Genomic DNA, 22,687 nt, shown 5'->3' with positions numbered 1-22,687 from the left:
TTTCTGTCATTCTTTTCTGTCAGAGATGGGTTTGGTCTGTTAAAATTAACGTCCAACAGAGTCTTATTCATCTCATATTTGCAAATATATACAAAGGCGTTGGAGCTAATGAACTTTACCGGTCAACATATTCTTTCCGTTAATCAATTTGAACGTGACGATTTACAAAACATTTTTGCTATTGCTGCCAAAATGGAGCCATATGCAAAACGTCAGGTAAGAACCAAAGTGTTAGACGGGGCCATTCTTGGCAACTTGTTTTTTGAGCCCTCAACGCGTACTCGAGTAAGTTTTGGTTGCGCCTTTAACTTATTGGGCGGTGAAGTACGAGAGACAACCGGTATGCAATCTTCTGCCTTGGCCAAAGGTGAGTCTCTTTATGACACCGCTCGCGTTATCAGTAGCTACAGCGATGTCATTGCCATGCGTCATCCGCAGGCTGGCTCAGTCGCTGAATTTGCTGAAGGTAGTCGCGTTCCTGTTATCAATGGTGGTGATGGTGCCAACGAACACCCGACTCAAGCCCTACTCGACTTATTTACAATTGAAAAAGAATTAAGCGCCTTTAATCAATCCATCGACGGCATGCACATTGCGATGGTTGGCGACTTAAAGAATGGCCGAACCGTTCATTCACTTTCCAAATTATTAGCTAAATACAAAAATGTACACGTAAGTCTGGTTTCACCAGATGCCTTGGCTATGCCTACATCTGTGATAGATACACTTGAAAACGCAGGTCACAAGGTGACAATCAGCGATAAGATGGAAAACCATATCGATGCTGATATCGTATACCAAACTCGGATTCAAGAAGAGCGCTTCGCCAGTCAAGATGAAGCGAATCGCTATCGCGGTCAGTTTAGATTAAACAGCGATATTTATACCAAATACTGTAAGTCGAATACCGTCATCATGCATCCATTACCGCGTGATTCACGCTCTGATGCCAATGAACTAGACAACGACTTAAACCAAAACCCAAACCTCGCCATTTTCCGTCAAGCCGATAACGGCGTGTTAATAAGAATGGCGCTATTTGCACTAACTTTAGGTGTGGCTGACAAAGTCGACCAATACCAAGTTGATGTGCCTTGGGTTTCTTCAAAATAGCTGGTAACAGCAAAAATATAATAAGGTGATACACGTTTTATGACTAAATCAGCCGATTTGTTTGAACAAGCAAAACAACATATTCCAGGTGGCGTTAACTCGCCCGTTCGCGCTTTTAATGGCGTCGGTGGTACACCGGTTTTCTTCGAAAAAGCCGATGGTGCGATTGCGTATGATGTCGATGGTAAAGCGTACATTGACTATGTTGGTTCATGGGGCCCGATGATCTTAGGTCACAACAACCCAGCCGTTAAAGATGCGGTGATCAAAGCGGCTGAAAATGGCTTGAGCTTTGGTGCGCCAACGGCGATTGAAGTGACGATGGCGGAGAAAATCGCTGAGTTTTTACCAAGCATTGAAAAAGTACGTATGGTGAACTCAGGTACGGAAGCGACCATGAGCGCCATTCGCTTAGCACGTGGTTTTACTGGTAAAAACAAATTACTAAAATTTGAAGGTTGTTATCACGGCCATGCTGACTCGCTATTAGTTAAAGCGGGCTCTGGTTTGTTAACAATGGGTGTACCAAGTTCTCCTGGTATTCCTGCGGATGTTGCTGCGCACACTATCACTGCAGAGTTTAACAACTTAGACTCAGTTAAAGCTTTATTTGAGCAATACCCAGATGACGTTGCGTGTATCATCGTCGAACCGGTTGCCGGTAACATGAACTGTATTCCACCCATGCCAGGCTTCTTAGAAGGCTTACGTGCACTTTGTGACGAATACAACGCTGTATTAATTTTTGATGAGGTGATGACTGGTTTCCGTGTTCACAAAGGAAGCGCGCAGGGCCTTTATAACGTCACGCCTGACTTAACAACACTAGGTAAGGTAATCGGTGGCGGCATGCCAGTTGGCGCCTTTGGTGGTAAAAAAGAAATCATGGCTCATTTAGCGCCAGAAGGCCCTGTATACCAAGCAGGTACATTATCAGGAAACCCTGTGGCAATGGCTGCTGGTTTAGCAGCACTTGAACAATTAGGTGCCGATGGATTCCATGAGCAACTTACTGCTCAAACTGCATACCTTCTTGAAGGTGTTAAAGCCCAAGCCGAAAAGCACAACATCCCAGTGGCAACGGCACAAGCAGGCGGCATGTTTGGTATCTTCTTTACTGACGCAGAGCAAGTAAATACCTTTGCAGAAGTTTGTAAATGTGATGGAGAGCGCTTTAAGAAGTTCTTCCACTTGTGTTTAGAGCGCGGTGTATATCTTGCACCTTCAGCTTTTGAAGCAGGATTTGTTTCTATCAAACACGACCGTGCGATGTTAGATAAGACGATTGAAGTGATCGGTGAAGCATTCGCAGAGCTATAAATCTAGCTTTAAGTCAATTTTTAAACTTAGCTTAACGCTTAGTTATCAATCAGGTTGTAGAAGACCTGTTGAGAGATAAAACAAAGCCAGTTCAATCGAACTGGCTTTTTGTATTTAGGGCTAATAAAACCTGAAGCTTAACGGACTAAAGCCAATCAAATAATGAAGGACAGTCTTTGACGCTGACAATTTTGTACTGAGTGATTGGTAGCGTAAAATACTCGCCACAATCATCGGATAAAATAGCACCTGTGCCCTTTTCAACGTAACGAATTTCAACATTATTTGGCTTGGGCTTAGATATCGACTCGGGCTGTCTGGCTTTTTGTAATTGACTAAATGTCACCAACGCGCCTTGGCTACCCGTTAAGTTTACTGGTGAATTGTCATCTTTTCCTATCCAGACACTGGTGACTTTGTTTTGATCAAAGCCAACAAACCAACTGTCTCGAAGATCGTCCGTCGTTCCTGTTTTTCCGCCAAATACAATGCCTTTATGCTCCCAAGATAAGCGCTTTGCTGTGCCTACTTTGGTGACTTGCGTTAAGGCATGTGCTAATTCGTAACTGGTCTCATAATCAAAAATAATCTGCCCACTGACATCATTTGAATACAGCTTGATGCCATTGTTATCTGTCACATGTGTGATGGCGTGAACGGGAAGTTTTTGACCGTAATTCGCAATAGGCTGATAAATCTCCGCTACTTTAAGTGGTGACATAGGCACTGCGCCCAATAACAACGAAGGGTACTTTTGCAATTGCTGCTCTACGCCTAGTTTGCGAAGCGTGTTAATCACTGACGTCAGGCCAACATCGAGGCCTAAGTGTACCGTTGGCAGGTTAAGACTCTGGCTTAACGCCTCAAACAACAACACTTCACCTCTTAACTTCTTATCGTAGTTTTCTGGCTCCCACATTCTGCCTTTATTGCTTTTCATTGAGACTTTTTGGTCTTTCAGTACCGAGCCTAAATGATAATCCGGCCCATCTAAAGCGGTTAAATACACCGCGGGTTTGATAAGTGAACCAATATTTCGCTCGGTATCTAGTGCCCTATTGAAGCCTCTCGTATTCGTATTCACATCGCCAATCATGGCACTGATGGTGCCGTTGTCCAAACTCAAAGAAACCACTGCGCCGTTTAAGCCTTTTTGTTTGTGCGTCTTTTCTAGCTGCTTAATGCTTTTCTTAAAGAGAGATTCATAACGGGTTTGTAATAAGGGGTCTAGGCCCGTAAACACCATCAAACCACTGTTTTTAGGTGCGATTACATCTAAGCGGTCAAGTTCTCGTTCGACTTGTTGTAAGTAAGAAGGGAATTTGGCTCGGTATTTAGTTTTGTTAACCTTCAACCCAAGTGACTTGTTCACTGCAACTTGATATTGCTGACTATCTATAACGTTTTCCGATACCATTAACTGCAACACTAAGTCGCGTCGGTCTTGTGCTCGTTTAGGGTGTCTGATTGGATTGTAATAAGACGGGCCTTTGACAATCGCCACTAACAATGCAAATTGGTCGGGCTCTAACTCTGCGAGGCGAGTATTAAAATAAAACTTACTAGCTAAGGCAAAACCGTGAACGCCGCGAGACCCGTTTTGGCCTAGGTATATTTCATTAAAGTAGGCTTCCAAAATGGCATCTTTGCTGTATCTGTAGTCGAGAATTAGTGCGATAAAGGCTTCTTTAAATTTTCGTGTATAAGACTTTCGGTTGTCATTAAGAAGAAGGTTTTTGGCGAGCTGTTGTGTAATGGTACTGCCGCCTTGAACTTTACGGCCAGCCGCAATATTAGCAACCAAGGCACGAACAATTGCTAGTGGCGCAACACCGTGATGGTGGTAAAAGTTTTTATCTTCCACCACTAAAAGCGCATCAACCATCCACTCTGGAATCGTCGACAAATCGAGTATCTCGCGGTCTTCTTTGCTTTCTGTCGCTTGCCTCGATAACAACATAGGCTCAACGTAGGCAATCTGTGTGCCCTGCCAGCTGTTTTCTTGCCATTGCTCTACGGCAGCGACTCTATCGTCTTTAAAACCAATGCGTAGACGTTGCGGCGGTATCAGTCCATCAAATGAGATAAAGCTACGACGATAGACCTCAACATAAGCTTGTTTAACTGAAAACTGACCAGGTGAGTTGGGCTTAGCAACGGCTTTGTAGTCGAGCAATTTGAGTTCGTCGACTAATTCTTGTTTAGGTAAGAAGCGATAAGGATATACCGCTAGTGGTCGTGAAAAGACCTGAACCGGTGTGTCCCACTTGGGCCCTGACATGCGTTTTTGGACCCAAGCATCGAGATAGAGTAAATAAAAAGCCAAGACCACACACAAAAAGATCACCACTTTTAAAATGCGGTAAGCATGCTGTTTTAATACCTGATTGGGATCAACTGATTGGCTCATACTGACTTCATAAGCTTATTAGAATTCGCTCAAAATCGTATCAAACTTTTTGGCAATTGTTCATTGTTTTATTAACTTAGCTCAAGGTTGAGGTAATAACTTGAGTCAGGGGTGCAACAAACATTGCCCCATTTCTTAAATATTTCACAGATTATTTAATTGTTGATGGGTGGTGCTTTTTCAATGACGAGCCCGGAACCTCGTTAGCCGGATCATCTGGCCATCGATGTTTGGGGTATCGGCCTTTCATTTCTTTTTTGACTTCAACATAAGCGTTTTGCCAAAAGTTGGCTAAATCCTGAGTAAGTTGAAGCGGCCTGCGAGCAGGAGATAACAGCTCAATTAACAGTGGTTGTTGATTGTTACAGATTCGCGGTGACTGAGGCTCACCAAACATTTCTTGGAGGCGAACCGCAATCTTAGGTGGCGAAGATATATAATCAATCTTGACTTTATTTCCCGCTGGAGTGACATAACTAAACGGGCAAAGCTGGTTGAGTTGCTGTACTCGATTCCACCCCAGCCACGTCTCTAATAATTCTGTAAAGTTGAGAGCATTGAGCTGTTTGGCACTGCGAATATTATTAAGATAAGGCGCCAACCAGTCATCAAGTTGTTCACCAAGGGTTTCAACAGTTAACTCGGGCCAATCCTCAATCGCATTAAGTGATTTTGCTAACGCAACTCGGGTTAACAACGACTGTACTTTTTGTTCTTGCGAACCGAACACTGACGCCCCTTTCTCTTCCAGTCCTTTTTTTACATAGTCCAACCACAATTCAATCCATTCATCGTCACTCAGTGAGAGTGAAGTATTTTTTTGTTCAATGATTAAATGACCAATCATAGTGTGGATGCTTGCACTCGGAGCTTGCTTGGACTCGGACCAAGTTACTTTCTTTTGCTCACTAATTAACTCAGGCAAATGCGTTTGTAACTCACTAAAATCCAATGGTGCATAAGATTGCACATAATGACCAAACTGACTGGCGCTAAAATCAACCACAACAATCAGCCCAGAAGCCGTATTATTGACCTCTGCTTGGTGGCCTTGATATGGACGATTAGGATGAAACTCCACGGCACCGCCACTGCTCATTTTCCAACGCTTTTTGGTCTGTTTAGCGACGCGGTCGGGAAATGCCGCCGCACTGAACATAGCAACATCCGTTAACGCAGTATCACTTTGGGTAATTTCTCTAAGGACGTCCGACAGAGATGATACAGAAAGTCTTACTCCTAATAGTTTGGCGTAACGAATCATAAGCTGCTTAGTTGAATTGAGCATTCGATTGCTATCCGCCGCACGATACGCAAGATCAATTATGTTGTCAGGTAACGTTGCGGAGCCATCGGAAAGGTAACTGGCCAACAGCGCTGCGGTATGAATTTTTACAGGATTTGAACCGCAGTAGGACTTGGCAAAATGCAACAGTCTGGCGACACGTAGCTCAGTACCGTAAGTACGAAATGCTTCAACTAGGGTAGTATTTTGTAATTTCCCTTTATCATTAATTTGCCAAAAGCCGAGTGAAATCAACTTATTTGTAGCGGCTTTGATCAAGCCCGGGTCTGGCTGAGTCGGCCAAAAAAGCTCGTGAATATTAGCACCCCATGCCTGAACTTCTAATAAAAGCTGACTCAAATCGACCCTTTCAATTTCAGCAACATCGTAGGCGGCTCGGCGCTGCCAATGCTCGGCGCTACCAATTCGATAACAAACGCCTGGCCGCAATCGCCCTGCTCGACCGGCTCTTTGCTCTGCTGCGGCTTTAGACGTAGCTTGTGTGACTAATACTTCGGTATTAAAACGCCCCTGATATTGGACAACCTTTTCTTGGCCTGCATCAACAACCACATCTATACCGTCAATGGTTAAACTGGTTTGCGCAATATTGGTCGCTAATACAACTTTGCGAGTATTTTCTGGACTCGGTTTAATCACCTCTACCTGGTCTTTTAATGACAAGCCGCCATACAAAGGCATGACCTTGATCGTCGTTTCATGAGACGTTGAAGATAAATAGTTATTTAACGCTTGTTCAACCGATTTAATTTCGGCAAAACCGCTTAAAAATACGAGAATAGATGAGTCGTGTTGTTCTAGTGCCAACTTAATAGTGTTCAATATATCAGCAGTAGTAGGTACCAACTCACCTTTTGTATAGTGAATATCGACAGGGTATTGTCTTCCCTCTGCACACACAATTTTGGCCTGAAGCTGAGCCGCCAAACCAATGGTATCTATGGTCGCTGACATGACTAACACACCCAAAGACTCATTGAGTTCTTGGCTGTCTAACGTTAAGGCCAAGGCTAAGTCTGATGTTAAGGCACGTTCGTGGAATTCGTCAAAGACAACGAGCCCCACACCTTCAAGCTCTGGGTCTGCTTGTAACATTTTAACCAAAACCCCATCAGTCATGATGGTAATAACAGTTTCGGAACTGGTTTTGTTTTCACCGCGCATTGCTAGGCCGACAGTTTGGCCCACTTTTTCGCCAAGTTGTTTTGCTAGATAGCTGGCGATTTGTCGAGCGGCAACACGTCTTGGTTCTAGAATAACAATTTGATTGTTGGGGCTGAACGTGCCGCGTTGATTTTGACCTTGCTGCAGAAGTAAAAGAGGCAACCGCGTTGACTTACCTGCGCCTGGAGCTGCTTGTAATATGACCCTAGATTCAGACTGAAGATATTGATCAAGGTCTTTAAAAACGGCGTCTATCGGTAAGGACATATTGGCTACTTCGTCGGTAAAAGTAGCCATTATATGCAAAACAATAATTTATGCTAAGACTTGCTATGCTAATTCGGCAAAATTGGTATCTTTATACTGCTGACTAGGTGCCTGACGAGGCAGGGAAATTGACTGCCATAAAGACTTACACAATTTGTCAGGTGAGTTGTAGTCACCTGCTAATAACCAGTCCACCAGCGGTGTTGCGTCACTTGGATAATTGATGGCTTCGTTGTTTGGTAAATTTAGCCATGCATCCAACTCTAACTCATCCAGCCCGCTCATGACGCTTGCTAAACCAAGTTGTCGCAATGTTTCTGCATTGGATGCTTGCTCAAACTGTCCTTCTAATGGCTTTAGTAAAAGTTTTTTGCCTGCGCACAGTGCTTCACTACTCAATTCAAAGCCGGCATTAGCCACGACGCCATTACAACGCTCGAGCTCTTGCAAAAACCCGCGTCGACAAGGCTTTCTTAACGCTACGCCCATCAAGTCTGTATCTTGGTCTATGGCTGGGTGATACACGACAAAACGGCGACTGTGCTGACTACTGAGTAAATTTAAAATATCGTCTAAGTCTTCAAATGGCATATAAACCAAAACATCTTCAACGCTACTTTCATTGACGACATTTTCTTCTCTTTCAATAAACGGCGGTAAAATCGACTCACCAAAGTGAAACCAATGCACGCCCAAGGTAATATCCGCTGGTGCAAAGTAATTAAGAATTTGACGATTGAGCCAACCTAGCCCTTTTGAAGGCACATTTTGATGAGTAAACGCGCCTTGATGACTAATATTGATGACCGTTTTGCCGCCGAGTCGACCAGCCCAGGCAGTAACCGGCTCGAAGTCATTAATAATGAGGTCATATTCGTCCACGTCAATGGCATAAACATCTCGTCTAAACTGAACTAAATCAGCTTGACGAATTGTCTTCAGATAACTGACAGAGCCGTATTGATGGGCAAAGCTCAAGCCTTTAAATGCTTGATATTGTTCAAAAGGCTCCATGTCAAAATACCCTTCTTGAGCCCGACCAGAAAACACATAATCAACCTCAACACCGCGAGATTTAAAGGCTTTTGCCATGACTCTAGCTCGAGTTATATGACCATTTCCTGTACCTTGAATTCCGTACAATATTTTCATTTCACGCCTCTTTTTAAATTAAGACAACAGGTATGACAGCCGAAGTGCCAATAACTTCGCCAACAACTAGGCCGCTCGTTAGGCCAACCATTTCGCTAAGCATCAAATCAACAAAAACAAGGTCAATGACATTTCCGCACAGGCCAGCCCGAGTAATGCGCCTGCAATTACGTCACCAGGAAAATGCACGCCCAGCAAAATACGAGACAGTCCAATCAGCACTGCCCAGCTGTATGCGAACAAAGTAAAAGTAGGAAAAAACACACTGATCACACCTGCAAACAAAAACGCCGCCGCTGTGTGCCCTGATGGCATACTGAACTTATCCGAAGGGACAATATGTGCTTGAACTTTCGCTGAATATCGAGAAAAGAACTCACTGGGGCGATCCCGTTTAACTACATTTTTTAGCAATAAATAGATGGGAAGTTCGATGCCAAATGCGAGTAGTGCGTTATAGAAAAATCGCTGAGTGTGATGGTCATTGTTCACATAACCATAAAGCAAAAGTGTCAACGCTATCAGAAAGTATAAGTAACCATCGCCTGTCTTTGATATCCAAATACTCAGAGGTTTGATTCGGGCTTGCGAACACTGATTTAGCCAATAAAAAACACTGGTGTCTAATTGCTGAATTTTACTTTCACGTATGACGTTAGCCATGTCTACCTCACTCTAGAAGGAACTGACTTAGATTCAAACTGTGAAGTAATGATAGGAAGGGAAAGTGTCCGTTTTGTTACCGTACTAAGACACTTTTTTGAAATTTATAGAGGGTTTTGCATTTTTGAATGAATATTAAAAATAACCCCTTCGCGGAGCGCGGCATTAACAAATCGAATCGACTCAATATTTAACTGTTCAAACGCCGCAATTAAGATTGAAACACCCGCGGCAAATACGTGTTTGCGATCTTCATTAATCACACCCAACGTTAGGTCATCCATCACGTGTACATCGATACACATTTGTTTTAATTTATAAAGGTCATCAAGGGTAACGGCTTGAGAAGGAATGCTCATTGCATTTTGTTGAGCAACCACGCTAACGACACTTTCTATCGACCCCGATGTGCCTAAACAAACACGCCAACCATTTTTTAAGAACGCCGCTCTGATGGTTTCAAGTTGCTGACTGGCCGCCTCGACAGCAAGCTCAAACCCAGTAGCAGTCATAAGACCTTGCTTAAAATAGCGATTGGTAAAACTCACACATCCCATGTTTAAACTTTTGGCGAGCTTACTTTCATGGCCCTGACCAATGACAAACTCGGTACTGCCCCCACCAATGTCGATGACAAGAGTCGTGTCATTGACTGAATTGGTGTTAGCCACACCGTTATATATTAATTTTGCTTCCTCTTCCCCTGACACTATTTCAATTGGATAGGACAAAATCGAGGCCGCACGCTCAATAAACTCATCCGCATTTCTCGCGGTTCGCATCGTGTACGTCGCGACAATTTCGACGGTGTCTAGGTGGTAACTCTGTAACGTTTTCTCTATATGAACTAACGCATCTAACCCTCTTTGGATTGCGCTTTCAGATAATATCAGTTGTTCGTTCAGACCATCGGCCAACCTGACTTTGTGCTTGGCTTTGTGCAGAATTTGAACTTCACTCGCACTGATCTTAGCGACCACTAAATGAAAGCTGTTAGAGCCTATATCAAGCACTGCAATGTTAGAGGAGTCGCGTATTACGGTATCGTCAAACGCCACCTTGGTTTTTGTCATTCTTGTTTTCCAAGTCTTTCAATATGTCTAAATATCGACCTAATAAGCCACTTATGGCGTTGGTCATTACTAACATACCTATTTCCTTGGTGCTTGTCGAAGACAAATGGTCTTAAAATGGCTTGATAAGGTTAGGCTGCCTGTTCTTTATACACAGGTGCAGCCTGACCCCAATTGGCTTGTGCCATTACTTCACTTGTTTGTAATTGATCATTCCATCGCAATAGTTGAATTTCTCCTTTTTGCGTTTCAGCTAATGAGGTACAACTTTCGATCCAGTCGCCATCGTTACAATACAAAACGCCATCATCAATGGTGAGTTTAGGGTGATGAATATGCCCACAAATAATCGCATCGGTGTCTTGTTGTTTGGCATCCTTGACCGCCGCTTGTTGATAGCGAGCGATGGCTTCATTGGCACTTTTTACTTTGGTTTTGATAAAACTTGCTAATGACCAGTATGGCAGTCCAAACGTTCGTCTTAACACCTGACATTGACGATTTAAAAAGAGTAAAAAGTCATACAATACATCGCCCAATTTAGCCTGCCATTTGCCCAAGCATACTTGTCCATCGTATTTGTCACCGTGGACTAACAGCATTTTTTTACCTGAAATGGTCTGATGTATAAATTCGTGATGTATTTCTATTCCTGCAAACAACATGTCAGCGTACGGACGCAAAACTTCATCATGATTTCCAGGGATGTAGACGACTCGAGTTCCTTGTTCTGATAGTTGCAGTATTTTTTTCAGCACTTTATTGTGTGATTCGGGCCAGCGAAGGCGTTTTGATAAGGCCCAAAAGTCAACGATATCACCAACTAAATACAAGGTGTCGGCGGTATGGCTGGTTAAAAAGTCCAAAAGGAAGTCGGCTTTGCAGTCCTTACAGCCGAGGTGAATATCCGAAAGCCAAATAGTGCGGTATTGATTATTCATGATGCGCTCCTGACTGGTCAGTTTTAGGAATTGTTGGTGCGTGTATATCTGAACTGGGCTCCTTTGAAGCACTAGGCGTCTGCGTCAAATCGCCTTTTATTTCGATTTTTTCTAATTGTAAATACCGGGCTCTTTTTTGTGCTTTCATTTTGGTGATATCAACGAGAACCAGACCATCAATGCAATCACAAAAATCCGGATCTTTGTTAAAGCTCAAGAACTGCGTACCTGAGTCTTCGCAAAGCTCGGCATACTGTTTGTATAGAGTTGGGACTTGGCAGCCTAGTTTTTTAAGGTAGCTTTTTAACTCTCCAAATTCTTGGGCGTAGTCATCGCCATGAAAATAAATGCCACAGTCAGGTTTTGGTTCAAATGGCATTTGTGGAACGGCCCACTTGGAATCTCCTGGGAAATACAATTGATAAAATCGAACGAGACTGGCCTTGGCTGGTTCTGGTAATTCATTACTGATAGTTACCGCTCCGAACAGATAACGAATATTAGGCTGTTGCTTTAAATAGGCGCCCACACCTTGCCATAGATAATCCAGGCTTCTTTTGCCCCAATATTTGGGTTGGACAAAGCTTCTTCCTAGTTCCAGTCCTTGAGCCAAAACAGATTGGGGTAAAGACGTTAAATCGAATAGTGTTTGGGTATAGAGATTTTGGGTTTGCTGTGAGGAGGAAGATTGGGTTGGCTTCAAGCGATAAGCACCGACAATTTCCAGTGTGGTGTCATCCCATAAAATAATATGGTCATAATCGCGGTCATAAACATCGATATCTCTGGGTTTACCTGAACCTTCGCCAACGGCTCTAAAGGTCATTTCCCTCAATCGACCAATCTCCCGCATTACCGCTGAATCACCACTATCACTAAAACAGTACATGTGTTTACCATCACTGGTTTTTCCGAGAAAGGTTTGCTCTTGTAATTCTGCTTTGACTGAATGAGACGCTTCGGGATGAGCAACACTGGGTATGTCAGAGGCAAATTCCACCAAGTTTTTTTGTTTACTGATGGCGTATACCTGTTTCTTAAAGCGCTTTACTTTTTGTTTGTCACTGATGGGTAGCTTGGAATACGTACCATATTCAACAACATTCGCAACTCTCAGGCGCACCTCACTACGCTGTTGTTTAAACATCTCATGAACGAGCCATAAGGTACTTAATGGTTTAGCCAACATAGACAACCCATAGAAAAACGCTGAATTTTTGCCTTCAACATGAATAGGCAAAATGGGTGACTGAGTTTTATTCGCAAACCTTAAAAAGCCACTGTGCCAAGTTCCGTCTTTAATGCCTGTAGGGGTGAGCCTTGACACTTCACCGGCAGGGAAAATCAACAAGGCTCCTTCGTTTTGCAGATGACGTTCGATATTTGCCATGTTTTCTTTTGGTGTTTTACCGCCCATATTGTTAACGGGTAAGAGCATTGAACGCAGTGGTTCAATTGCCCATAACAGCTCGTTGGCAACCACTTTGACATCTGAACGGACATTGCTGAGCATTTTAAGTAAAACGAGTCCGTCTAAACTGCCAATGGGATGGTTTGCGATAACAACAACTCGGCCCGAACTCGGTACGTTCCTGATCTCTCGCTCTTTGACGACATAATCAAATTCAAAAAACTCTAGGACTTGTTCAATAAAGTCAACACCAATCAAGTGAGGGAAGTCTTTGGCAAAAAGTTGGAACTCGTTTTCATGAAAAAGGAAACGCAAAAAGCGTAAAAATGTGTTCTTGACTAAAGGGTGGTTAGTTTCAATGGCTGGGAACTGTTGAGAGATTACACGTTCGACCGAAATCATTGGCTTTGTCCTTTTCTACTCTATTGGTTCTAAAAGTAGAAAATAAAGATGACAAAGCCGTGACGTTAAGGTTGCAAATCAATGACAATTTAGACGGGTTTGAGCTCGACCATATTGCCATCGGGGTCATCTACATAAACGCTTTGGCCAAAACCAGTTGCGCCATATCGGACGTCAATTGCACCGACTTCAACATCATGTTCGTTTAAATGGGCCAAAATTTCATTCACAGAGGTTGCCTCGACTTGAAGACATATATGGTCAACATTGTGTTTCGTCGACTCTGGTGGGCCACCGCCCATTTTTCCGAGTTCACTATCGACCGTCACAATGTCAATTAACGCATTACCTGCTCTTAATTGATTTAAGCCAACATCCGGGCCAAGTGAGCGCTCAAGTGGACACCCTAATACCTCTGAGTAAAACCAGAGCAATCTGTCTAAGTTTTGGGTTCTTAAAACTATGTGGTCAATACCTTTGATTTTTATCATAAAAAAACGCCTAAGCTATAATACACAATTAGCTTAGGCGTTCGTGCGCTCGTTTTCTAGTGAAAGGCAAAAGGTCTTTGAAATTAGTGTCTCATCTAATTAAACCTTTCGCTTATCTCACTTATGCAAACTGATTCATGGTGTTTTCTTTACCACCAGCTTTCAGAGCCGCTTCACCAGCAAAGTATTCTTTGTGATCATCACCAATGTCAGAACCCGCCATGTTTTGGTGTTTAACACACGCAATACCTTGACGAATTTCTTTACGCTGAACACCCGCAACATAACCTAACATGCCCGCTTCACCGAAGTATTCTTTCGCTAGGTTGTCCGTTGACAATGCCGCTGTGTGGTATGTCGGTAGAGTGATTAGGTGGTGGAAGATACCTGCGTGTTGCGCTGCATCAGCTTGGAACGTACGGATGCGCTCATCAGCTTCTGCGGCAAGCTCTGTTGTATCATAGTCAACACTCATTAACTTCTCACGGTCGTAAGCAGACACGTCTTTACCCGCTTCAACCCACGCATCAAATACTTGCTGACGGAAGTTTAGTGTCCAGTTGAATGATGGGCTGTTGTTGTAAACCAATTTAGCATTTGGAATAACCTCACGGATTCGGTCAACCATGCCACCAATTTGGCCTACATGTGGTTTTTCAGTCTCAATCCAAAGTAAGTCAGCACCGTTTTGTAGTGACGTAATACAATCAAGTACACAGCGGTCTTCACCTGTGCCTGGGCGGAATTGGAATAGGTTAGAAGGTAAACGCTTAGGACGTAATAACTTGCCTTCGCGGTTGATGATGACGTCACCGTTTTTAAGGTCGTTTGCCGCAACTTCTTCACAATCTAAGAAGCTATTGTATTGGTCACCTAAGTCACCAGGTTCACGAGTGTAAGCGATTTGCTTAGTTAGACCAGCACCTAATGAGTCAGTACGAGCAACGATAACACCGTCATCAATACCTAATTCTAAGAATGCATAACGTACCGCACGAATTTTTGCTAAGAAATCTTCATGTGGAACCGTTACTTTACCGTCTTGGTGACCACATTGTTTTTCGTCTGATACCTGGTTTTCGATTTGAATCGCACATGCACCGGCTTCAATCATTTGTTTTGCCATCAAGTACGTTGCTTCTGCGTTACCAAAACCTGCATCGATATCAGCAATAATTGGTACAACGTGTGTTTGATGATTGTCGATTTCATTTTGGATTTTTTGTGCTTTAACTTCGTCACCTGCTTCGCGAGCGGCATCTAGTTCGCGGAACAAACCACCAAGTTCACGTGCATCGGCTTGACGTAAGAATGTGTATAACTCTTCGATAAGGCCAGCGACTGACGTTTTTTCGTGCATTGATTGGTCAGGAAGAGGACCAAACTCAGAACGCAATGCAGCGACCATCCAACCTGAAAGATATAAGTACTTTTTGTCAGTGCTATTGAAGTGCTTCTTAATTGAGATCAGCTTTTGTTGGCCGATGAAACCGTGCCAACAGCCTAATGATTGAGTATATTGAGATGGATCTTTATCGTAGTCGTCCATGTCTTTGCGCATGATTGCCGCTGTGTACTTGGCAATGTCCAAACCTGTTTTAAATTTGTTTTGAGCACGCATTCGAGCGGCATATTCAGGTTCAATGGCTGCCCAGCTATCACCGTGGCGGTTTTTGATTGCTTGTAATAGTTCTACTTCATTTGTAAAGGCTGACATAAGTGTGTCCTCTGTTATGTTGCGCTTTAAGCTGTGTTAGCCATTCGCGATTTTTGCTATTCGATATTTCGTGCTGACAACACTACGACAAAGAGGTAGGATTCATATAATAAATAATTTCGATACATGGAATTCACGAGATGAATATTAATAAAGTTGACTTAAATTTATTGGTATACCTAGATGTACTATTACGAGAAAAAAACGTAACTCGCTCGGCTGATCAGCTTTCAATAACCCAACCAGCAATGAGTAACGGTCTTAAAAGATTAAGAGAACTCTTTAACGATCCAATACTGGTAAGAACTTCAGAGGGAATGACGCCAACGACTAAGGCATTAGAATTACAGCCTGTTATTCGTAATATTCTTTCAAAATTAGAGTCAACCTTACAGCCAGAAACGAAATTCGAGCCGCTAAAATCTAACAGAACGTTTCGAATCATGGCCAGTGACTACGCCGAAACAACCCTATTAGCCCGTGTCATTGGCGCCCTTCGCTCTAAAGCGCCTGGCGTCACGTTGGATATCGTAACGCCGTCAGATGTAAGTTTTCACGATGTAGAATTAGGTAAAGTTGACATGGCCATCAACCGCTTTGATGACTTACCGCTGTCGTTTCACCAAAAAGTCATTTGGTATGATACGTTTTCTTGTATGGTCAGCGCTGACCACCCTTGCCTTCCCGATTTGGACTTAGAAACGTATCTTAACCACAAACATGTCTGGGTAAGTAAAACCGGCTTTGGTACTGGTGTAGGTATTGATCCTAATGAGGTTCAGAAACTAGGTTGGGTCGACGCCGAACTTGCCAAGTTCGATAAAAAACGTGATATCAGTGTCTTTACTCGTCACTATCACATGGCGATGTGGATGGCGAAAGAGCAAGGTTTAATTGCGACTTTACCGTCAAAAGCCGCCAATCATTACGCCAACCACCCAGATGTCGTGATCATGGACCCACCGTTTGACATTCCACCTATCGCCTTAAAAATGGCTTGGTCTCCATTGCTGCACCACGATGAAGGTCACGTTTGGTTGCGCCGCTTAATCGTTGATATTGGTGGCGAATAGACCACTATTCACAATGTTTATGATGGAGATACAAAAGGAAGCCTAGTCGTATATTTATCACTAGGCTTAGAATGTCCAAGCACTTTTTTAACGTAAAACGAGGCTCACATGCCAGACACGATCGCAACAGAAAGCACCAACCAACTGAATAACAACACAATTCAAGTTGGTAAATTAAATATCGACCGTTCTTTTTATCAATTCGTAAACGAGTCTGTATTACCACCAGCCAAACTACAAGAATCCAAGTTTTGGACTGACGTTGAGAATGTCTTTTCCCGATTTATCCCAGTCAATCAAGCCCTTTTAGAAAAGCGTGAGCAATTACAAAAACAAATAGATGAATATCATACGGCCAACGAGACCTTTGATTTTGATCACTACAAGGCTTTCTTAAAAGAAATTGGCTATCTAGAGCCACAGCCTGATTCCTTCACGATTAACAGCCAAAATGTCGATCCTGAAATCGCCACAATGGCCGGTCCACAACTTGTTGTGCCTGTAATGAACGCTCGTTATGCACTCAACGCCGCCAATGCTCGTTGGGGTAGCTTATACGATGCTTGGTATGGCACAGACGTTATTAGTGAAGAAAACGGCGCTGAAAAATCTGGTCAGTACAACCCGGTTCGAGGCAACAAAGTAATCGCTTACGCTCGTGAAGTATTAAATGAATACCTTCCTCTAACGGGCTGTTGGACGTCAGTTACTAAGTTAGAAGTTAATAATGGCGCACTTAAAGCAACGTTAAGCGTCAATGGAAAAGAGCAACTAGCACAGTTGCAGAACCCAGAGCAGTTTATTGGTTATCAAGGCACAGAAACTGAACCAACGGGCCTTGTCTTTGTTCACAACAACCTTCACCTAATTGTCCAAATCGATGCAAACAGTCCTATAGGCAAAACCGACGCAGCTGGCATTAAAGATGTCGTCCTAGAATCAGCACTAACCACTATTATGGACTGTGAAGACTCGGTTGCAGCCGTTGATGCTGAAGACAAAACCGCCGTTTACAAAAATTGGCTAGGGCTTATCTCTGGTAACTTAGAAGAGCGCATTGAAAAAAATGGCGACACTTTTGTTCGTGCCATGAACGATGACGTTGAGTATCAAGGCTTGGATGGTACGATCCAATCGCTACCTGGTCGCGCTTTAATGTTTGTCCGCAACGTTGGTCACCTGATGACTAACCCAGTGATGACTTTTGACGGCCAAGAAGTCCCAGAAGGCATTTTAGATGGCATTATCACCTCTGCTATTGGCAAAATTGATGTTGATAGAGTGAAAGAAGGCCACACCGACCAAGCGAAACAGAACAGTAAAACTGGCTCGATTTATATCGTAAAACCTAAAATGCATGGCCCGACGGAAGTAGCGTTCACTAACGATTTGTTCGACAGTGTCGAGGATATGTTAGGACTTGAGCGTCACACCATTAAGATGGGCATCATGGATGAAGAACGCCGCACGTCAGTAAATCTTCGAGCTTGTATCAAACAAGCCAAAGACAGAGTGGTATTCATTAATACAGGATTCTTGGACCGCACAGGTGATGAGCTACATACTTCTATGCTAGCTGGTCCGTTTAAGCCTAAAGCCACGTTAAAAACCATGCCTTGGATCAACGCATACGAAAAGTCGAATGTAGGCAGTGGCTTACGCGCTGGCTTTAATGGTAAAGCACAAATTGGTAAAGGCATGTGGCCTATACCTGATCAAATGGCTGCGATGATGGATGCCAAAGTGGGTCACCCAGAAGCAGGTGCTAATACAGCTTGGGTACCATCACCAACAGCAGCAACGTTACACGCCCTGCATTATCACAAAGTGAATGTACACAGTGTTCAAGCACAACTTTTAGAGTCATTAGAGTCTGAAGAAGCCTTGTTAGACGAAATCCTACAAATCCCACTACTGAGTAAAGATGAGCCGTTATCTCCGGGTGTGATCAATCACGAACTCGACAATAATGCACAAGGAATCTTGGGTTATGTCGTACGTTGGGTTGATGCCGGTATTGGCTGTTCAAAAGTACCAGACATTAATAACGTTGGTTTGATGGAAGACAGAGCAACCTGTCGCATCTCGAGTCAGCACATGGCGAACTGGTTACAGCATGGCTTGTGCAGTGAAGAACGCGTTGAATTAGTCATGAAAAAAATGGCGGCAGTTGTAGATAAGCAAAACGCCAATACACCAGGCTACGAGCCAATGGCACCTAACTTTGAGTCGTCTATCGCTTTCCAAGCCGCATTGGACTTAGTGCTAAAAGGTCGTACTCAGCCAAGTGGTTACACTGAACCACTATTGCACCAAGCTCGTTTAAACAAAAAAGCGTCAGGATAAACTGACGCTTCTTAATCATAACCATCTTGTAAGTCGAAACGGTGTAAATGTCCCAACCTTCAAACATTTACACCGTTTTTTTATCGAAAAACCCTATTAGTCTTTCAATAATAAATGTGCAATCGTTCGCACACCCATTGCCGTTGCACCAGCTGCATATTTCGCATTCGGATTGTTGTTAAACGCACCGGCTAAATCGATGTGTAACCAACCATTACCATCTTCGTTAACAAAACGAGATAAGAAGCCTGCAGCATTTGACGCACCGCCCATACCGCCGCCTTTTTGTGGACGACTGTTAGCTGTATCGGCATACGCAGATGGACAGTTATTACGGTGGAATTTTTCTAGCGGTAGTGGCCACGCACCTTCAAATTCACTCTCAGCTGCCGCTAAGCCTTCTTTTAACATCTCTTTGTCTAGTGCAAACATCGCATTGTAGTCACTACCCACTGCCATCATAGCGGCACCAGTTAGCGTTGCTGCATCAATGATCTTCTTAGCGCCCAATTCTTCGGCGTGCATTAGACCATCAGCCAATACTAAACGACCTTCCGCATCGGTATTTACAATCTCAACACTGGTGCCGTTTTTGTAGGTGATTACATCGCCTAGTCGGTATGCCGAGCCAGAAATCATGTTTTCAGCACAACACAAAATCAAACGAACGCGCTTGTTCAAACCACGCATAATCGCTAAGCCTAATGCGCCCGTTACTGTAGCAGCACCGCCCATGTCACACTTCATGGTTAACATGCCTTCCGATGTCTTAATCGAGTAGCCACCGCTGTCAAAAGTAATACCTTTACCAACCAAAGCATATTCGATCGGCGCATCTGCATCACCCGTTGGGTTGTAGTCAAGGCTAAGTAATGCCGGTGGATGAACGCTCGCACGACCAACAGAGTGAATGCCAATCCAACCCTCTTCAAGTAAGTCTTCACCTGAAATAATTTGATGGCTGATGTATTTGCCTGCGATCTCTTCTAAAAATGAAACGGCTTGAGAAGCTAATGCCATCGGGTATAAGTCTGCCGGTGGTAAGTTCGTCATCGCGCGCGTCCAGTCGTAAGACTTCTTACGAGCGTTTAGCTCATCGGCATCACAGTCTAACCAAAGTACCGATTGACCGCCTTTTGCCGTGACCATGCCTAAATATAGCGCCCATTGTTGCTCGATGTCCCACAAGCCACTGATGACAATATTGTTGACACCTAAGCTTTGTAGCTTGCGACCGCAAGACTGAATAACAGGTAACGACGCTGCTAAGTCATTATCATCGATATGAATTAAAAAGCCGTTTTCATTCGAACTTAACGGACTGCCTTCGCTATAACCCACTGGTGCCGATTGTCTGCTCAGTTGAATCGTTAAAATGTCTGTCATAATTCCTGTCTCTTTCTTTGTCGTTATTATTGGCTTTTATAATAGAGAAAATAGTTTGATTCGTCAGTTCATTATCATCAAAAACTAGGTTAGCATCAGTAAATTAACGCCAGGTTGTGGCTTTTTGGCAATTTATGGAGAGACCTTTATGCCTTCTGCTAGCTTTTTTGCTGTATTTGATGACATCGCACTTTTATTAGACGATGTTGCTGCTATGTCTAAAGTTGCCGCCAAGAAAACCGCTGGTGTCCTTGGAGATGATCTCGCCGTTAATGCCGAACAAGTCAGTGGCGTAAAAGCTGATCGTGAATTGCCAGTTGTATGGGCAGTTGCGAAAGGTAGTTTTCTCAATAAATTTATACTCGTTCCCGCCGCACTGTTAATTAGTGCTTTTTTGCCTTGGCTTATTGTGCCGCTATTGGTACTCGGAGGTTTGTTCCTTTGTTTTGAAGGCGCCGAGAAAATCATCGAGTGGTTCCAAACTGACGCAGACGAAAAAGAAACACACCATCAAGAACTCCTGAGTGCTATCAACTTGTCCAAAGAAGAACTCATGGACTTTGAAAAAAACAAAATCAAAGGCGCAATTAGAACAGATTTTGTCTTGTCGGCAGAAATCATCATTATTGCCTTAGGTAGCTTTGGCGATGCGCCTATGATGACCCAGATTATAGCCTTAAGTGTCATTGCCATTGCGATGACTGTCGGCGTTTATGGCTTAGTTGCCCTTATCGTCAAGCTTGATGACATTGGCTTACATTGGAAAAACAAGTCTAATGCCGTATTAAAAACCTTAGGTAAAGGACTGCTTTCATTTGCCCCAAGGCTAATGAAGAGCTTAAGTGTGATTGGTCTTGTCGCCATGTTCTTAGTCGGTGGCGGCATGCTGACTCATAACATTGACGCTGTCCACCACTTGTCTGCGCTGATAATGAACTTTGCATCAGAAACCCTTCAATTCGGTTCGATATTAGTGAGCACACTCAGTGTATTATTAGATGGTACGTACGGAGTGATCGCCGGGCTAATCGTTGCTGGCATTATTCACTTACTGCCTTTTGGTCAAAATAAATCTGTAGAGGAAACGCGTGACTGAGCTGCAAAAGACAAAACTGCAAAAGGCTAAATTGATTAAGCGCTACAAACGCTTTTTGGTGGACGTAGAACAAGACGGCAATATGTTTACCATTTATTGCAATAACACAGGTGCAATGACTGGCTGCGCCGAGCCTGGATTTGACGCGTATTTCAGCACGAGCGACAACCCCAAACGCAAATATAAACACACGCTTGAAAAAACCGTTGATCAACACGGTCATTTTATAGGTGTGAATACCATCAAGGCCAACGACATTGTTAAACAAGCCATTGAAGAAGAAAAAATTGCAGAGCTGAGTGACTACGAAGAGATTCTCACTGAAGTAAAATACGGTGAAGAAAACAGCCGAATAGACATATTATTGAAAGACTCAAACAAGCCCGACTGTTACGTAGAAGTTAAATCAACCACGTTATTACTAGATAATGAGACCGGGCTAGGTGCCTTCCCAGATGCCAAAAGTGTTCGTGGACAGAAGCACTTACGTGAATTAGCCGAAATGAAAAAACAAGGTTTTCGAGCGGTTCTGATCTTTTTGGTACAGCACAACGGTATAAAGTCCGTCACGGCCGCTAGCCACATTGACAAGACCTATGCAAAATTAATTGAAGAAGTTTTGCAAACAGGGGTAGAAATTTTGGTAGTTCATACCCATATAACGGCGCAACAAACGACAGTATCCCACACAAGCTCGTTTGTCTGCCCCAAGGATATTGACTTAAGCAATATCATAACGAACGATACAAACAAATAATGTAGCTTTTTATTGCCTATTGGTGGTAATTTTGCTATATGTAGCCGCCCTTTTTTTTGCTTTAGGCACTGGTTGCTTATACAAATAAAGAAAATAGTGCGCTAACCAGTTGAATTTTAGGAGAAAAGCAACGCATGGCAGATAAAAAATCATTGGGATTATTAGCCTTAGCAGGCGTTGAGCCATACCAAGAAAGCCCAAACGAAGAATACATGAGCGACGAGCAGTTGACTCATTTTCGCAAAATTCTTGAAGCATGGCGCAATCAGTTGCGTGAAGAAGTTGATCGCACCAAATCTCACATGCAGGACGAAGCAGCTAACTTCCCTGACCCAGTTGACCGTGCGTCACAGGAAGAGGAATTTGCGCTTGAGCTTCGCACTCGAGATCGCGAACGCAAGTTGATCAAGAAAATTGAAAAGACGCTAGGTCTTATTGAATCAGATGACTTTGGTTTTTGTAAAACCTGTGGCATCGAGATTGGTATTCGTCGATTAGAGGCTCGTCCTACGGCAGACCAATGTATCGACTGTAAAACACTGTCTGAAATCAAAGAAAAACAAATGGGTGGTTAAGGCTTAGCCTTAACCCTCTTTCTT

General features: G+C 43.4%; 17 protein-coding genes. 7 read left to right on the top strand and 10 right to left on the bottom strand.

The window, feature by feature from the left end; genetic code table 11:
* The first annotated feature begins 108 nt into the window (after positions 1-108).
* Both AC4E96_RS03150 and hemL read left to right on the top strand, forming a co-directional pair.
* On the top strand, positions 109-1,113 hold the full coding sequence (locus AC4E96_RS03150; RefSeq protein WP_488032874.1) for an aspartate carbamoyltransferase: 1,005 nt from the start codon (positions 109-111) through the stop codon (positions 1,111-1,113).
* A 39-nt stretch (positions 1,114-1,152) separates the two neighbouring features.
* Positions 1,153-2,433: a glutamate-1-semialdehyde 2,1-aminomutase gene (gene hemL, locus AC4E96_RS03145; protein WP_488032873.1), complete on the top strand. Its 1,281-nt coding sequence runs from the start codon at positions 1,153-1,155 to the stop codon at positions 2,431-2,433.
* A gap of 145 nt (positions 2,434-2,578) precedes the next feature.
* On the opposite strand, the gene mrcB is transcribed toward hemL, so the two are convergent.
* The 9 genes from mrcB to AC4E96_RS03100 all read right to left on the bottom strand — a co-directional run bounded on the left by mrcB (position 2,579) and on the right by AC4E96_RS03100 (position 15,430).
* Entirely contained in the window at positions 2,579-4,843 is a 2,265-nt protein-coding gene (gene mrcB / locus AC4E96_RS03140) for a penicillin-binding protein 1B (RefSeq protein ID WP_490254885.1), read from the bottom strand.
* Positions 4,844-4,994: 151 nt separating this feature from the next.
* A complete protein-coding gene (gene hrpB, locus AC4E96_RS03135) occupies positions 4,995-7,580 on the bottom strand; it encodes an ATP-dependent helicase HrpB (protein ID WP_490254884.1) in 2,586 nt (861 codons plus the stop codon).
* A 63-nt stretch (positions 7,581-7,643) separates the two neighbouring features.
* Positions 7,644-8,732, bottom strand: coding sequence for an MJ1255/VC2487 family glycosyltransferase (locus AC4E96_RS03130; protein WP_490254883.1), 1,089 nt, complete (start codon positions 8,730-8,732; stop codon positions 7,644-7,646).
* Between the two features lie 102 nt (positions 8,733-8,834).
* Positions 8,835-9,395, bottom strand: a complete 561-nt coding sequence (locus AC4E96_RS03125) for a phosphatase PAP2 family protein (protein WP_490254882.1) — start codon at positions 9,393-9,395, stop codon at positions 8,835-8,837.
* 104 nt (positions 9,396-9,499) lie between these two features.
* Positions 9,500-10,468 (bottom strand): Ppx/GppA phosphatase family protein, encoded by a 969-nt coding sequence (locus tag AC4E96_RS03120; RefSeq protein ID WP_490254881.1) that lies wholly within the window; start codon positions 10,466-10,468, stop codon positions 9,500-9,502.
* Between the two features lie 131 nt (positions 10,469-10,599).
* The gene (locus tag AC4E96_RS03115) at positions 10,600-11,409 is read right to left on the bottom strand and encodes a UDP-2,3-diacylglucosamine diphosphatase (RefSeq protein ID WP_490254880.1); all 810 of its coding nucleotides are present in this window, start codon (positions 11,407-11,409) and stop codon (positions 10,600-10,602) included.
* Complete coding sequence (olsF, locus tag AC4E96_RS03110) at positions 11,402-13,222, bottom strand: bifunctional ornithine lipid synthase OlsF (RefSeq protein ID WP_490254879.1); 1,821 nt, start codon at positions 13,220-13,222, stop codon at positions 11,402-11,404. The genes AC4E96_RS03115 and olsF overlap by 8 nt, the downstream gene beginning before the upstream one ends.
* Before the next feature lie 89 nt (positions 13,223-13,311).
* Positions 13,312-13,713, bottom strand: a complete 402-nt coding sequence (locus AC4E96_RS03105) for a VOC family protein (protein WP_490254878.1) — start codon at positions 13,711-13,713, stop codon at positions 13,312-13,314.
* A 121-nt stretch (positions 13,714-13,834) separates the two neighbouring features.
* Positions 13,835-15,430, bottom strand: coding sequence for an isocitrate lyase (locus AC4E96_RS03100; protein WP_490254877.1), 1,596 nt, complete (start codon positions 15,428-15,430; stop codon positions 13,835-13,837).
* Between the two features lie 140 nt (positions 15,431-15,570).
* Between AC4E96_RS03100 and AC4E96_RS03095 the strand changes: the two genes are divergently transcribed.
* Positions 15,571-16,503 carry a LysR family transcriptional regulator gene (locus tag AC4E96_RS03095; protein WP_488032863.1) on the top strand — a complete coding sequence of 311 codons (933 nt, stop codon included), beginning with the start codon at positions 15,571-15,573 and terminating at the stop codon, positions 16,501-16,503.
* A gap of 108 nt (positions 16,504-16,611) precedes the next feature.
* Entirely contained in the window at positions 16,612-18,849 is a 2,238-nt protein-coding gene (locus AC4E96_RS03090) for a malate synthase G (RefSeq protein ID WP_490254876.1), read from the top strand.
* A gap of 96 nt (positions 18,850-18,945) precedes the next feature.
* Here the strand turns inward: AC4E96_RS03090 and pepB are convergent, their stop codons facing one another.
* Complete coding sequence (gene pepB / locus AC4E96_RS03085) at positions 18,946-20,235, bottom strand: aminopeptidase PepB (protein ID WP_490254875.1); 1,290 nt, start codon at positions 20,233-20,235, stop codon at positions 18,946-18,948.
* 148 nt (positions 20,236-20,383) lie between these two features.
* Here pepB and AC4E96_RS03080 point away from each other — a divergent pair, with 148 nt between their 5' ends.
* The 3 genes from AC4E96_RS03080 to dksA all read left to right on the top strand — a co-directional run bounded on the left by AC4E96_RS03080 (position 20,384) and on the right by dksA (position 22,663).
* Positions 20,384-21,331, top strand: coding sequence for a DUF808 domain-containing protein (locus tag AC4E96_RS03080; RefSeq protein ID WP_490254874.1), 948 nt, complete (start codon positions 20,384-20,386; stop codon positions 21,329-21,331).
* Positions 21,324-22,088 carry a DNA/RNA nuclease SfsA gene (gene sfsA, locus AC4E96_RS03075; RefSeq protein WP_488032859.1) on the top strand — a complete coding sequence of 255 codons (765 nt, stop codon included), beginning with the start codon at positions 21,324-21,326 and terminating at the stop codon, positions 22,086-22,088. The genes AC4E96_RS03080 and sfsA overlap by 8 nt, the downstream gene beginning before the upstream one ends.
* Positions 22,089-22,222: 134 nt before the next feature.
* A complete protein-coding gene (gene dksA, locus AC4E96_RS03070; RefSeq protein ID WP_208829927.1) occupies positions 22,223-22,663 on the top strand; it encodes an RNA polymerase-binding protein DksA in 441 nt (146 codons plus the stop codon).
* Positions 22,664-22,687: the final 24 nt, after the last annotated feature.

The organism is Psychrosphaera sp., assembly GCF_982872775.1.
The sequence above is the reverse complement of the archived record's forward strand: the minus strand, read 5'-3'. Positions and strand labels throughout refer to the sequence as shown.